Origin of the sequence: Candidatus Thioglobus autotrophicus (assembly GCF_001293165.1) — a bacterium.
Taxonomy (GTDB): Bacteria; Pseudomonadota; Gammaproteobacteria; order PS1; family Pseudothioglobaceae; genus Thioglobus_A; species Thioglobus_A autotrophicus.
The window spans coordinates 1428853-1442955 of sequence record NZ_CP010552.1; the positions used below are offsets into that span (position 1 = coordinate 1428853).

The following is a 14103-nucleotide window of genomic DNA, read 5'->3' on the forward strand; positions in this document are numbered from 1 at the left end:
ACAAGAGGGTGGTTTCAATTTAATCCAATACCTTATCTTCGCCATAAGCCACAATTTCAATTTTAATAGGAGCCGCCTCTTCCATAGATGTAACACGAAGTTCTTGTGATTTGAACTTAGGGTAGGTGTATTGTGCGATTGTTTTGTAACAGTTAATTTTTTGGTCAATAGGTGTTAAGTCAGACTCAGCAATTTCAATAAGCCTCTGAATCGGATTGACGTTTAATTCAAGTAGTAAATCATCAGCCTTGATTAATGTCTTTTTATTAGGCGTCCCTTTTTGCCTTCCACCTAATTTTTCATGTCCATTTTCAAATGCCATAGATAGTGAGTATTTAGTATAAAATTAGTAAAAAGTAACAAGATATGAGTAGAGAATTGAGTAGAAATTATAAACTTATCTTTAATTTTAATTAAAAAACAAGTAGTTATAAGTTTAGTTCTATTCCCTCTCTCTCCACCATATTTTTACTTAAAAATCAATGACTTATAAATGTTTACAAGTCATTGACACTACATTTTTCACGTGAAAATGTACTTAAGTTTTTTCCTAGAATTGCCACTGTTACTGTATTTTTTGAATAAAAATGAGGGATTCTTGCCCTCTACCAATTATCAAAGCAAGGAGTAAATTGGCTGGACATTTTCAATGGGTCTTTTAGGTAATAAGTGTTAGCCCTTATGTGTCAGCCAAGGACTTTTAATCACTTTTATTTAAACAGGCGACCCACCTTATAAAATAATATTTTTTTCAGAATCAATGATGTGATTTAAAACTTGATCCCAATCCTGATCAGCCATTTTATTGATAGAAAAATTAGCTATTATTGAGGTTTCGTTTTGCGTTTCAATGAATTTTAATTCATTTTTTAGGTGGCTAGAATCTGGGAAGTAGCCTACATCTAGAACAAAATATTTTAAGTTAGTCATGTTGTATGTTTTATCGGTTAAATGGTAAGTATGTGATTAGATTTGTCTAATTCTGCACGAAATTGAACTTGGTCTATTTGTTGCATGTTGGCATCGTCAAGTATTGATAAAGGCTCAATTTCACACAATTCCAATAGCTCTGCATTTTCAATAGTCTCTGCATTTTCTTCAATATGCCTATCAACAAAAATACAGCTGACACGGTGTCCAAATATTGTCAATCCAGCTGCCACTCTCATTGCTTCCGCATGATCACTTATTGCAAATACTAGAATATCTTTTTTAGTGTTAGATATTGTCATATTGATACCACCTTATCATGGTTGGCAATCATTTCACTTAGGTTTGTTTGACTACCCATAGTAGCAATTGAAGTTGTATTGGGAAGATATCGATCCCAAGAGTGGTGGCATGCTACAGAGTTTTCTATTATGTTTAGATTTTGCTTAATTTTTGCATCTTCTAAAGTCTTTATGCCTGCACCTGTAAAAAAGCAGCTGTATTGATATTTTTTCCTTATACATGCATCGCTTAGTGGAAGTAATAGGTCTGCACCACGCTCTTGGCTAATAATAAATAATAAGCTCATTTTTTAACTCCTTAATCAATAATTATTTTTACATTTGTGTAATCTAAAGCTACAAGGTTGGCAAAAACTGCAAGTGATGTAGAAATATCTTTTGATTGAATGATGATCTTTTCATGTTTTGACTGGGTTTTAGGGTTATCGACAAACCTCCAGTTTTGATCTTTCATTTTTTGAATTTGACTTTTTAGTACTAGAAAATTTTCTCTCATTCTTCCTAGATAGGCGCTAGAGCGGAACAGTTGCCTCTTACTTCCACTAGCTTTACCTGTTGCCTCAACTAATTGTTTAATATTGTTATTTGACCAAATCCATATTTTTTTTTGCCCAGCAAGAAAAAATAAAGCTGCCAACGCTTGGCTTTCTTTTTGACTTTCTCCATAAATCAATAATTCATCGGTATGGACTATGTTGGATGTGGAAAAAGCCCAAAAAATATCCCTAAAACTAGCCAGTTCTCCTTTAGATTCAAAGTCGTTAAAGGGCATGCATTTAGTTTTTTTAGCACTATAAAGTGTACATTCCTGGAGTTTACTGGAATTTACAGGGACTATATTTTCTAAGAATTCTTTGCTTAAATTATTTGTATAACTAATATCGGTATTGGCTATCGACTCACCAAGATGTAGAAAAATACTTATCCCAATAATGTAGAGCATTAATTAACAGCCTCCGAATTGGCGCTCAGGTATTTTTAAGAGTGTATTGTTATTAGTTGTAGGGGGGTTCTCCATATAGTGATCCATTAATTCAACAACTGGAAGAAATCCATAGTCGTCCCCCATATTTATATTTAGATCAAAATTTTCAATATTTTGTGGTGTATTCATATGCTTAATTTCTTCTGGCGATAGCTTGGCAAATGGGAAAATAAGAAGCAGTACAATTAAACTAATTGTTAATGCAGATGAGCAAAAAATTAAACCTAGTTTTGTTTGGTATTTCATATGGCCTTTTGGTTAAGTAAGACTAATGTACATTAAGTAAAATGCAGTCGCAAAAGCAATTAACTGAGCAGTAGTTTCATAATCCATTATCTAATTACCTTTAAAATGTTTAACAAGTGTTTCTATTGACAGTATTTCACCTGATTCTGGATGAATCGCAGCTGGCGTAAAGAAAGGTACGCCATTTCTAGAAGTTTTCAAAGATTCAGGCGTTTTAGCGAACATGTAGAAAAAAATCACGACTGTCATTATCATGATTAGTACTGATATTACTAAAAGCTGCTTATCTTTTGCTTTGTTAAAAGTCATGAGTTAATTTTTTTGTAAAAGAACTTTCCAGCTCTGATCAGAAAAAACTGTTCCTAAATGTGTACTACTTAACTCCGACTGCATTGATGCTAAAGATTCCATTGAAGTGGGATTATCAATGACTATCTTGACAATATCACCACTCTTGGCATCATTCATTGCGCCTTTGGTCATTAACTGCGGTCTAGGGCATGAGAATCCAAGGCAATCGATAGTTTTTGTAACATTTATCACGTCTCCGTTATCAAGGGTTATTGTGGGATCATTGTCGCTGATGTTAGTCACTTTTTCAGTCACTTTTTTTGTAAATAAACCCATTACTTATCTCCTGTTGTTTGTAAAGATTTTTTTGCTTGAATTTTTAAATATATGAAAAGTAAAACTGCAAACTGTATTAGTCCAAAGAATATTGCTGGGATTCCAGTTTTTTCTTGGAGTGTTTCTGCATTTGCAAATCCTAGCTGAAGGGTTTCTAGATTAGGCTCACCAGTCATCGCAATAGGAGCGGGCGGCCAGTAATCAAATGACCAAAGTAATGAGAATAAAAACATACCTATAAAGGTAAATATTAATGCCCAGATTGCACCAACATTACCTTCACCAGACTTAACCCATGTCGATACGGTGCACGCACCTGCAAGAACCATACCTATTCCAAATATAAATAAGCCGATAACCTGATTAAGGCCAACATCAAATTTCATGGTATGGCCTAGACCAAAGGTAATAAATGTTGTAAATCCTATGGTCAAAACCATCATAGCAAGCAATAAAGCTTCAGTATTTCGATAGGTTTTAAACAATATTGCATCTCTTAGAGCTGCTGTATTGCAAAATCTAGAGCGTTGTACTAGTAATCCAACTATAGATCCAAATAAAAATGCGACTAAAATTTCACCAATTACTGACATATCATTCCTTTTTTAAAATCCTAAAACTTTTTTATAAATATGAGAACCGACCCAGGCGCCTGCAATAATCCCGGTCATTGATAGATAGCCTCCAAGGTTTAGTTGTGGCGTCAAACCAAAGAATGTTGAGACGTTGCAAACAAAAGCCAGGCGTATTCCAATACCCATCATAAGGCCACCTATAGTAATCATTACCCATTCAGATAAACTACCTGGAAAGCGCCAAAAGAATTCATTGCTTAACTTTGCCCCAACAAATGCGCCAAAAAGCATGCCAAGAGAAATGTAAATTTTCCAATAACCGAAATCAGGTGGAAATACTATTTGCCAGAAAGGTATTTCATTAATTTTATCTCCTATAATTAACTCAGCGGCTAAGCCAGTCATCATTGTTTCGCCACCTCCAACTGTCCATGCACCTAAAATCAAAAAAAGAAAAATATCAAAAAAAGCAATAGCCACTAATGCAATTCTTGGATCAAGTGATTTTTTAAAAAAGTCCATGTTGGTTATTTATTTTTATAGAAGTTGTGAGCACTATATTTGTTATTTTGAATTCATGGGTAGTATTATTGTATTAGTTTTTAAAATGATATTTTTCAACTATATAAATACAGCCCTTGTAACTAAAAAATTACACAAGTATTTTTTTATAGTAGTTGTTAATACTATTTTTTGTCATGTAAGTTTATAAGCAATATTAATCAATACATTTTTATTATTAATAATTGATGGGTTTATATAGAACACTTTCCGATTTAAAAAAAATGTATAGCAAATGCTACTACCTTTTAATATATTCTTTAGTGCATAATCAAATTCGAAACAATAAAAGAGGCTGTAGTATGAAAGTAAAAACACAAAAAAACGGAGAAGCAATGATGTTAAAAAACAAACTATTAATATTTACAACAATGTTATTTGCAATGGTATTACAAGCAAATGCATCAATAACTATTGGTACACCATTAGTAAGCACCTATTGGTTATCAGATCATAAAGACAAAGTAATTGTGCTCGATGTACAAAAAAAGATAAAAAAAGATATGAAGACAATAGCTGGGGCGGTTTTGGTTGACTGGTCTAAAGTTAGAGCCAAAAAAACAGAAGAAGGAATGGGGTTAATTAAAATGCTTCCCACCAAAGTAGAGTTTAATAAGCACATGCAAAGTTTAGGTGTGAATAATAATAGTGCAATAGTAATTACAACATCAGGAGATGGTGCTTCTAATATATTTTTAGGAACAAGGTTGTATTGGCAGCTAAAATACTATGGTCACGATAATGTAGCAATGTTAGATGGTGGTAATGCAAAATGGAATAACGAGAAGAAAGCAATGGGTCATGGCGCAACACTTTCTAAAGGTAGTTTTGTTTCAACAACTGAAAGAAAGGAGCTTCTGGCTACAACATCAGATGTAGAAAAAGCTGTAGAAAGTGGAGATACTGTGTTGGTTGATAGTAGAGAAGAGGACCAATATTTAGGATTGTTTTATAAGAAAAAGTATGTTTATAAAGCAGGACATATCCCTGGTGGTAAATCGGCTTTTGGTGGAACATTCTTAAAGCATAAAGGAAAGACCTTTCAAACAAAGAAAAACATAGCGGATATTTTTAAGGCTAAAGGAATAACGACTACAGGAAAGGGCATAGCTTATTGTAATAGTGGTCATTGGGGAAGTGGAACATGGTTTATACAACATGAGATTTTAGGCAATAAAAACTTCAAGCTATATGATGGTTCAATGCATGCTTGGACAAAAGGAAACAAGAGACTTGTAAATAAAATTATTTACGAATAATCACTTACATTCAAACCATTTAATAGATGGTTTGAATGTTTTTATATTTATATTTAGGTTTAATTTAAATTTAAATATAAAAACATTCTAATTAGGGCGGCAATATTTCAACTAGAAAAATTATATTGGTCTTTATGGTACTTATCTTTTTAGGTGGTCCCATAAAGGCCAATTCTATTATTGGTATAAAACAAGTGTCTTTAATTGAATATGATGAGCAACTATGTAGTTCAGAGCTGGTTATTATTAGAGGCGATCTTGCAAAGCTAACCAAAATAACAACGCCTGAATTATATAAAAAAGGGTTAAAAATCCGAATAGATGGAGCTTTTAGAACACTTAACTGGATTTGCAGAGGGGTTATTGATAATAACCTCAATGTTTCATATTTATTTAAAGAGTTAGAGCAATTGTTTATAGCAAAAAAGTTTCAAGAGTTGTATTTGAAGCTTGATTTTTTAATAAAAAAATATCCACTAAATCTTGATCAATACTTACCAGGTAGCGCATCAAAAAAAGATACAAAGGTTGGGATGAAAATTTATCAGCATTATTGCCACGGCTGTCATTTGAGCCATAACGACCAAATAAAGATGCCAGCATTATCATTAGAGATAATGGCTAAAAATCTTTCATCTGAAGAGTTTATTGCGCGTATGATTGCCGGAGTTAAGGGTAATGGTGTAATTGCGCTAAGAAACCCTTTGAGTCGTAAAGATATTTCCAGTATTTATAGCTATTTACTGTATAAAGAATAAATTACAACAGCATGATGTCCTGTCATCACATTTTTTTAGGTAGTTAAATATGTCCACATTATTTTCTGATCGTAAACTTAAGCACTTGTTTAACGTTTGCTCAACTGAACAAGTAAAAGAGTTCGTCCCACTTAAGAGAAGTATTCGCATACATGGGCATGGTACGACCATTAGACTGGAAGAAGCTTATTGGACAGTTTTAGAGCAAATGGCGGAAGATGAAGAGTTGTCATTGGCAAAATTGCTGGAGCTGATTAGCGACACCTGTTTAGTGGCAAATGATAAAAACCTTGCCTCTTGTTTGCGAGTATTATGTTTAAAGTATATTAATATTTATTATTAGCACACTTTAGCAACTCCTCTTGTGCCTTTATTGCATTTCCCAGACATATGTAGAGGGCTATTCTCACTACTTTAGTAATTTTAGATTGTTGTCTTAATTTATTGGGGTGTTATAGTGTTAGTAATTTGGACGCTTTAAGCTCGAATGGTGAGATCTTTAGAGGCGTGATTAAGCTACAAAGAATGTCAGCTGATTTTCCCTACTTAGTTTTAAAAGATACAAGTTGTAGTGGTCTGACAAACTGTAGTGGTCCGTTAATCTTGGACTTATTTTAAGTTGCTTTTACCGGTTTAGGGGTGCCCGTCATTGCATATAAAATTGGTATTTAGGATGTTGTATTTACAATCGATGTTATTTAATATCAGTTTTTTATTTTTAAACAAAAGTTTAACCACATTTTCACTACATCTGCCATATGTGCACCTATGCACAGGTTGTTACACCTCGTTAAAACCTTGTTGTATAGCGATATTTAACTATATAATACATTTAAAAGGGGATTCGAATCCCTCTCTCTCCACCATATTTTTACTTAAAAATCAATGACTTACATTTATTTTTGATTTTGTTTTAACCAAATTTTCACGTGAAAATTTGGTTGCATTTAATTAATTTAACAAATATCCAAAAAATTATTGAACAAAATCTAAAGTCAACAGCAAACGATTTTCTTCACTAAAAATTTCCGGTGAACGGTGAACCAGGCCTAAATCTCCATTTTCTTGCCAAAGTGTGCCTTTGAGTAATGCCACATCTCCATAATTAAGCTTTTGAATATCGCTATGATTTTTATATAGTCCAGATATATTATCAGGTAGGCCATTGCTCCCTCTGCCTAATTTAGTATGATTAATAGCTTCATGTGGCAACCATTCTGTGGCTACACCTTGGTATGTAGTAACAAGGCGACAAGGAACTCTGTCAACATGGAATCTTGGACACATAACACTATCAAGAGATTGCAACCGCAAGCCCACTTGCTCAATCTCAAACAAACAACAAAACATATCGGCAAGTTCAGCAATATCTCTTTTTAATTTTGTTAAATTATTAACACCACTAACACCATCAAGAGATTCGCTAACGCGTGAAAATATATTTTGTGGTGTTACGATCATTTCTGATTGAAATTTAGGGTTTAAAGCTAAAAACTTTTTCACCGAGCCTTGAGTTTCTGAAGGTAGATTGCGCTTCCAAATAGCGATATTGACACCTTCTTGGTAAATATCTGTAAAGATAGTTGGGCTTTCTCCTTGTGATGCGTGTTGCGATACCAAAGGTATGCTATGAATAAATTCGGGTTTAGTGGTATGAATAGGGTTGGTAGATAACATAACTCTCTCTTATTAAATATATATAAAAATGGTATAACAAGTATTATATATAATTGCAATATTATTGCAATTATATATAATATATTTTTTGGATATGAAAGTGATATTTTCTCCACTGAGAGTAGATGTGTCGTCTCGTATAGTGCTAGTTAATATCACCATTACAGTGGGTGTCGATGCAAATTATGCAAATCTATAAAGCAATATTAAGCTTTGACAATCCAGCCTTGATGCAGTCAGCATTTAGTCGTACATCGCATTAATTTTATCCAAATTTATTTAATTATTTGATATTTTATTTTATACATGGTATATTATTGCAATTATTATTACAACAGGCAACTATTATGAATAAATCAATCGTAGCATCATTATTAATAGCAACAAGTGTATCGGTCGATGCGAATGAAAAAAGGCATGCGAGCGCCCATGTGCATGGGTTAAATAATGTGGAAATGCTTCTTAGTCAAAATCAATTGAATGTGATGTATCAAATGCCAATGGTGCAGATTAATGCTGAACACGATCATGATGATCACGAAGAAGGTGGACTGATTGCTTTTATAGAAGAGTTATTTGGCCATGGCCACGATGATCATCATGACCATGAGGAGGAAGAGGGTCATGATAACGAGCATGAGCACAAAGAATCACACAAAGATGAGCATGGACATGAAGATCATGATGAGGACAAGATAGTAGTACCGGAGAACCTATCAGAAAAATTAGCTGAATTTAAAGACAACACTGAGTTGTTTAAATTAGCATCTGCTGCAAAGTGTTCTATTGTAGATTATGATTCTGAACTTCATCAGGTTTCAAGTGAATCTAAGCATAAAGATATTGAATTGTCTTATCAGTTTAAGTGTAGCAATCCTGAGAGGCTTGATAGCATTGAGTTTACTGCCTTTAAACATTTTCCAGGGCTAAATGTAATTGTTTTAGATGCACTTATTAATAACAAGGCGATTTCTAAAAAAATAGACTCGGATGATGGTAAAGTTGTTTGGTGATTTTAAATACCAATAGTCTTCAATATACTTATCAAAATGGGAAAGTTATTAGCTTTCCCGATATTGAGATTAAAGCTGGTCAAAAGGTCCTCATCATTGGATTTTCTGGATCTGGAAAAACAACCTTATTAAATTTAATTGCCGGTGCTTTAAAGATCCAATCTGGAGAGGTAAGCTTACTTGGAAATAGCTATTCATCCATGTCTTCTACCGAGCTAGATAGACTTAGGGCAGATCATATTGGTTATATTTTTCAAACACTTAATTTGATTCCGTTTTTATCTGTTGCTGAAAACATCTCATTAGGCGTTAAGTTTTCGCATAGCAGGGGTTTGCTTGTTAGTAACTTGACAGTGGAAATTGAAAGACTGCTTAAGTCGCTTGGGCTAGATAAAGAAGTGCTAGATAATCCTGTTGATAATCTTAGTATTGGCCAACAACAGCGAGTTGCTGTTGCTAGGGCGCTACTTGGAAGTCCTAATTTGATTCTTGCAGATGAGCCCACTTCTGCACTTGATCAAGACTCAACCAATAATTTCTTAAATGAGGTGATGCAAACATTCAATCCGGAGAGTCAAGCGATACTTATGGTTAGCCACGACTTATCGCTTGCGCCACACTTTGATACAGTGATTGATTTTAATAAAGCCAATGTTTAAGTTGTTATTCAAATCAATTCGCTCAAGAATACTGCCAGTGTCTTTAGTGACAATAACATTGATGGCATCAATGGTTTTGTTGTTAAGTATTGAGCGTATACAGAAGGCTACAGAAGAGGGTTTTAATCAAAGTATATCAGGCGTTGATGCAATTATTGGTCCACGATCAAGCTCTCTTGAGCTTGTGCTTTATACGGTGTTTCATATTGGTCGACCTACTAATAATATCACCATGCAAACGGTTGATGATATTAAACAAAGAAAAGACATAGATTGGCTTGTACCGATTGCTTTAGGGGATAGTCATCAAGGTTTTAGAGTGATAGCCACTGAAAAAAACTACTTTCAACATATTAAGTATGCGGGAGATAGGTCACTTTCCATGTCTAGTGGTTCGGCCTTTAATCAGATTTCTGAGGCGGTAATTGGCGCAGATGTTGCAAAAAAATTAAATTACAAGATAGGCTCAAGTTTACAAATTAGCCATGGATCTGGTGAATCTATTGGTATGAAGCATGATGACTTTTCATTTAAAGTTTCTGGCATACTAAATAAAACAGGTACTCCAATAGACCAAGCTATTTTTGTAGATTTAAAAGGATATGAGTTGATTCATATTGGTTGGCAAAGTGGCAAAAAACTCTTCAGTCTTGATAGATTCGATATGTCTTCAATAACAAATGATGAGCTAACTCCTAAAACGGTCACCGCTGCTTTTGTGGGTTTAAAATCAAAGCTAACATTATTCAAGTTTGCTAAAAGTATACAAAAATATTCAGATGAAGCCATTTCTGCAGTGATTCCAGGAATTGCACTATCTCAATTGTGGTCAGTTATTGGTCTTGTTGATAAAGGATTTGAATTGTTAAGTTGGATAATTATTGTGATTAGTTTAATCGCTATGGTCACACTTATTATTTCTAGTATTGAAAATAGAAAACGTGAAATGACTATATATAGGGCTAATGGCGCTAGCGCATTCTTTTTATCTAAACTGGTGGTATTTGAGGCGCTATTAATAGGTGTAACTGCAATTATTGGCGCTATTGTATTTGTTACAATTGTTAGTTATCTTGCGACTGATCAAATAAATGTAGCTCTGGGCATCACCCCTAAGTTTGAGTGGGTTAGTTTAGAGGAAGTAAAGATATTTGGTATTATTTTGTTAGCTGGTGTATTAAGTAGTCTTGTGCCAGCGATAATGGTCTTTAGAAAAAACATACATCATGGTTTGAGTTAAATAAAAATGGTTAATAAATTTATTGTTGTTATATTGTTATTTTTCTCATCTGTTTCTTTTGCTAAAGAGGTTTCAGATGAGTATCTAAGTCAGTTGGTCGACGGCTGGAATTTATTGGCGCCGTCTGAATTATATGACTTCATTCCAGAAAATATTGATTATAAAACCATGAATAGTCCTGAATTTCAAAAAAAAATTGATAATGCCGGCAATCAAATTAATAGCTTAATGGATGGAAAGGTTATTGAAATTGCTGGATTTATGGTGCCATTAAAAACTAAAGGTTCTAGTGTTACACAGTTTTTATTAGTGCCAGAAGCCGGGCAATGTATTCATGTTCCACCACCACCTTTAAATCAAACGCTGTTGGTTGAAATGCCTGAAAACCCTACGAATATTAGAGACATCTATATCCCTATTATTGTTACTGGAAAAGTTTCAGTTGGCTCTCAAAGCTTTGATATAGCAGACAGCGGTTATTCATTGACTGATGTAACTGTTGAAAATCTAACTTTTAAGTATGAGGATGATCTTTAATGATTGATAAAAGTGAATTGTTAAACAGGTGCACAAAGGCAGGAAAAAGTGTCACACCCCAAAGAATGGCTATTATTAAACAATTATCAAAATCAAGTCATGGTGTTTCAGCCTATGATTTGTTAGAGCAAGTGAACGCTGCTGGTCATGAATTTAATATTAGCACCATCTATAGAGTTCTTGATTTTTGGACTGAAATGGGGGTTGTGCACAAAATTGAATCTAATAATACATATCTAGTTTGTAACGATTCGCATGACAACCATCTACATATTTTGTTTCATTGCACTAAATGCCATGAAATTGAAGAGTCCTGTCAATTTTCAAAACAAATATCTATCCCTGATAATAAAAAGTTTATAGCTAAAAAAAACCAAGTAGTAGAATTGCAAGGGTTGTGTAGTGGTTGTAAAATTGCCTAATTGATGATTTTTTTTAATTATTAGGCTTGCCTTGTATTGAGCTAACAAACTGTAGTGGTTTGTTAATTCTAGGCGCACTTTTTAGTTTCTTTTGAATGATAATTTGATTAATATAAGTTTAACCACATTTTCACTACATCTGTCATAAATGCAGCTAAATACAGCTAGTGATAATTTTAAAAAACCCTTTTACAGCGCTATATTTAGCTATATAATGCTTTTTTAAACGGATTCGAATCCCTCTCTCCACCAAATTTTTATCTTCTACTGTGTTAATTGTATAAAAATATTCAATCACATAGTTTTAACTATACTCAATCAAATTTTTCTACAATATGCCTTGTAGAAAGAAAAAAACCATAACCATTCTTATTATGAATCTCACACCAAACTTCAAACCTGAAAATATTGTTAAAACGATTGATGGTCTTACTAAAAAAGGCCTTGAAATTGTAACCCAAGCTGAGCAGGGTAATGACTGGGATAGTGTTGTCACCATTACTGATAATTTTGAATGTGAATTAGGTAGAGTGACTAGTGTTAATTCACATTTAAACGCCACGATGTTTAATGATGACTTTAACGCTGAGTATGAAAAAACATTACCCATTATTACCAATTTTTATTCAGATATCTCTAGCAACAAAGCGCTTTATACAGCGTACAAGAATCTTAAAAACACTAAGTTAAATAAACAACAACAGCATATATTACAAGAAGCGATTGATGGTTTTGAGTTGTCTGGTGTCGGGCTAGAGGGTGAAGACTCTAAGCGCTTTAAAGCTATTAAAGAGCGATTAAGCTTGCTCAGTAATCAGTTTTCTAAAAACTCCCTTAAAGCTACCAATGAATGGACAAAGTCTGTTGAATTAGACGAGTTAAAGGGTTATGGTGAAACTGAGCTGGCCAAGATTAAAACAGATAAAGGCTATGAGCTCAGCTTGCAAATGCCTGTGTATATGGACGTCATGACTTATCTGGATAATCGTCAGCTTAGAGAAGAGGTTTACAGGGCTTATGTATCTCGTGCTTCTGAGGTGGGAATCACTTCAAGTGAATATGACAATCAAGCCATTATGGATGAGATTCTTGCACTAAGACATGAAATGGCAATCATTCTTGATTTTGATAACTATGCTCAGTTGTCTATTGAGTCAAAAATGGTTGAAAGTGTTGATCAAATCCTAGATTTTTTAATGAATTTAGTGGATAAATCAAAGTATCAAGCGCAGACAGAATTAGACGAATTAGCTCAGTTTGCAGGTATAACGCTACAACCTTGGGATTTAGGTTTTTATAGTGAACAGCTAAAAGAGCAAAAGTTTGGATTTAAAAAATCAGACCTAACGCCTTATTTTCCAGAACACAAGGTATTGGAGGGGTTGTTTTCTACCATTGAAACTTTGTACCAAGTTAAGATTGAACAAATTAATGAGTCGAGCTACCACCCAAATGTACGAGTGCTGCAAATAACTAGTCAAGATGAGTTGGTGGGTAAAATTTACTTGGATTTGTATGCTAGAAAAGATAAGCGTGGCGGCGCTTGGATGGCGGATTATCAGCCTTTAATCAAGAGTGACAAGCCTGTTGCTTTTGTCGTGTGCAATCTTAACTCGCCTAGTGAAGGTAAGCCGGCACTGTTCGAGCATGATGAAATTGTGACTATTTTTCATGAATTTGGCCATGCATTACACCATGTTTTAACCAAAGTTGAGTATCCTTGTGCAGCGGGTATTGCCGGTGTTCCGTGGGACGGCGTTGAGTTGCCCAGTCAATACATGGAGTTTTTCTGCTATGAGCGAGATGTGGTTATGCAAATGTCTGAGCACTACCAAACTAAGCAAAATCTGCCGGATGAATTATATGAAAAATTAATCGCTGCTAAGAATTTCCAATCTGCTATGGGTATGTTGCGTCAGTGTGAATTTTCGATTTGGGATTTAAAGACTCACTTAGGCTTGGTTGATGCCTACCAAGTGTTGGCCGAGGTTCGAAAAGAGACCGCTTTAATGCCAAGTATTGATGAAAATCGTTTTTTAAATACCTTTGGGCATATTTTTGCGGGTGGCTATGCGGCTGGTTACTTTAGCTACAAATGGGCAGAGGTTCTCGCAGCAGACGCTTATTATTATGTGCAAGAAAATGGCGGTATTGGCTCAGGGGCATCCCTTGATTTCTTGCATCATATTTTGGAAACGGGCGGCTCTGAGGATTTTATGGTGAGTTATGAAGCCTTTAGGGGTAAAAAACCTGAGATTGATGCTTTGTTACAGGCCAATGGGATTGTGAATTAGGTACAATGCTTTTTATTT

At 34.3% G+C, this 14103-nt stretch carries 20 protein-coding genes; 9 read left to right on the forward strand and 11 right to left on the reverse strand.

Annotated features, from left to right (window positions below; all coding sequences use genetic code 11):
* Positions 1-19: 19 nt before the first annotated feature.
* From SP60_RS07740 to SP60_RS07785, 10 genes are all read right to left on the reverse strand, one after another.
* On the reverse strand, positions 20-322 hold the full coding sequence (locus tag SP60_RS07740; protein ID WP_233487258.1) for a hypothetical protein: 303 nt from the start codon (positions 320-322) through the stop codon (positions 20-22).
* A gap of 410 nt (positions 323-732) precedes the next feature.
* The gene (locus SP60_RS07745) at positions 733-930 is read right to left on the reverse strand and encodes a hypothetical protein (RefSeq protein WP_053952081.1); all 198 of its coding nucleotides are present in this window, start codon (positions 928-930) and stop codon (positions 733-735) included.
* A 17-nt stretch (positions 931-947) separates the two neighbouring features.
* A complete protein-coding gene (locus SP60_RS07750; protein WP_053952082.1) occupies positions 948-1232 on the reverse strand; it encodes a hypothetical protein in 285 nt (94 codons plus the stop codon).
* Positions 1229-1519, reverse strand: a complete 291-nt coding sequence (locus tag SP60_RS07755) for a hypothetical protein (protein ID WP_053952083.1) — start codon at positions 1517-1519, stop codon at positions 1229-1231. Before SP60_RS07755 ends, SP60_RS07750 begins: the two co-directional genes overlap by 4 nt.
* Before the next feature lie 11 nt (positions 1520-1530).
* A complete protein-coding gene (locus tag SP60_RS07760) occupies positions 1531-2175 on the reverse strand; it encodes a hypothetical protein (protein ID WP_053952084.1) in 645 nt (214 codons plus the stop codon).
* Positions 2176-2178: 3 nt separating this feature from the next.
* On the reverse strand, positions 2179-2463 hold the full coding sequence (locus tag SP60_RS07765; protein WP_053952085.1) for a hypothetical protein: 285 nt from the start codon (positions 2461-2463) through the stop codon (positions 2179-2181).
* A 90-nt stretch (positions 2464-2553) separates the two neighbouring features.
* Entirely contained in the window at positions 2554-2718 is a 165-nt protein-coding gene (locus tag SP60_RS08415) for a hypothetical protein (RefSeq protein WP_158403362.1), read from the reverse strand.
* A 57-nt stretch (positions 2719-2775) separates the two neighbouring features.
* Positions 2776-3090, reverse strand: coding sequence for a sulfurtransferase TusA family protein (locus SP60_RS07775; RefSeq protein WP_053952087.1), 315 nt, complete (start codon positions 3088-3090; stop codon positions 2776-2778).
* Positions 3090-3683, reverse strand: coding sequence for a YeeE/YedE thiosulfate transporter family protein (locus SP60_RS07780; protein ID WP_053952088.1), 594 nt, complete (start codon positions 3681-3683; stop codon positions 3090-3092). Before SP60_RS07780 ends, SP60_RS07775 begins: the two co-directional genes overlap by 1 nt.
* Before the next feature lie 12 nt (positions 3684-3695).
* Positions 3696-4187 carry a YeeE/YedE thiosulfate transporter family protein gene (locus tag SP60_RS07785; protein ID WP_053952089.1) on the reverse strand — a complete coding sequence of 164 codons (492 nt, stop codon included), beginning with the start codon at positions 4185-4187 and terminating at the stop codon, positions 3696-3698.
* Positions 4188-4528: 341 nt separating this feature from the next.
* Between SP60_RS07785 and SP60_RS07790 the strand changes: the two genes are divergently transcribed.
* The 3 genes from SP60_RS07790 to SP60_RS07800 all read left to right on the forward strand — a co-directional run bounded on the left by SP60_RS07790 (position 4529) and on the right by SP60_RS07800 (position 6586).
* Positions 4529-5485: a sulfurtransferase gene (locus SP60_RS07790; protein WP_053952090.1), complete on the forward strand. Its 957-nt coding sequence runs from the start codon at positions 4529-4531 to the stop codon at positions 5483-5485.
* Between the two features lie 134 nt (positions 5486-5619).
* Positions 5620-6243 (forward strand): c-type cytochrome, encoded by a 624-nt coding sequence (locus SP60_RS07795; RefSeq protein WP_053952091.1) that lies wholly within the window; start codon positions 5620-5622, stop codon positions 6241-6243.
* 49 nt (positions 6244-6292) lie between these two features.
* Positions 6293-6586: a ribbon-helix-helix domain-containing protein gene (locus SP60_RS07800; RefSeq protein ID WP_053952092.1), complete on the forward strand. Its 294-nt coding sequence runs from the start codon at positions 6293-6295 to the stop codon at positions 6584-6586.
* A 632-nt stretch (positions 6587-7218) separates the two neighbouring features.
* Here the strand turns inward: SP60_RS07800 and SP60_RS07805 are convergent.
* Positions 7219-7920, reverse strand: coding sequence for a DUF1826 domain-containing protein (locus tag SP60_RS07805; protein ID WP_053952093.1), 702 nt, complete (start codon positions 7918-7920; stop codon positions 7219-7221).
* 347 nt (positions 7921-8267) lie between these two features.
* Here SP60_RS07805 and SP60_RS07810 point away from each other — a divergent pair, with 347 nt between their 5' ends.
* The 6 genes from SP60_RS07810 (at position 8268) to SP60_RS07835 (ending at position 14085) form a co-directional block, all read left to right on the forward strand.
* A complete protein-coding gene (locus SP60_RS07810; RefSeq protein ID WP_053952094.1) occupies positions 8268-8933 on the forward strand; it encodes a ZrgA family zinc uptake protein in 666 nt (221 codons plus the stop codon).
* The gene (locus SP60_RS07815) at positions 8930-9592 is read left to right on the forward strand and encodes an ABC transporter ATP-binding protein (RefSeq protein WP_233487260.1); all 663 of its coding nucleotides are present in this window, start codon (positions 8930-8932) and stop codon (positions 9590-9592) included. The genes SP60_RS07810 and SP60_RS07815 overlap by 4 nt, the downstream gene beginning before the upstream one ends.
* The gene (locus tag SP60_RS07820; protein WP_053952095.1) at positions 9585-10832 is read left to right on the forward strand and encodes an ABC transporter permease; all 1248 of its coding nucleotides are present in this window, start codon (positions 9585-9587) and stop codon (positions 10830-10832) included. Before SP60_RS07815 ends, SP60_RS07820 begins: the two co-directional genes overlap by 8 nt.
* Before the next feature lie 6 nt (positions 10833-10838).
* Positions 10839-11369 (forward strand): DUF3299 domain-containing protein, encoded by a 531-nt coding sequence (locus SP60_RS07825; RefSeq protein WP_053952096.1) that lies wholly within the window; start codon positions 10839-10841, stop codon positions 11367-11369.
* A complete protein-coding gene (locus SP60_RS07830) occupies positions 11369-11791 on the forward strand; it encodes a Fur family transcriptional regulator (protein ID WP_053952097.1) in 423 nt (140 codons plus the stop codon). Before SP60_RS07825 ends, SP60_RS07830 begins: the two co-directional genes overlap by 1 nt.
* Before the next feature lie 374 nt (positions 11792-12165).
* Positions 12166-14085, forward strand: coding sequence for a M3 family metallopeptidase (locus SP60_RS07835; RefSeq protein WP_053952098.1), 1920 nt, complete (start codon positions 12166-12168; stop codon positions 14083-14085).
* Positions 14086-14103 lie beyond the last annotated feature (18 nt).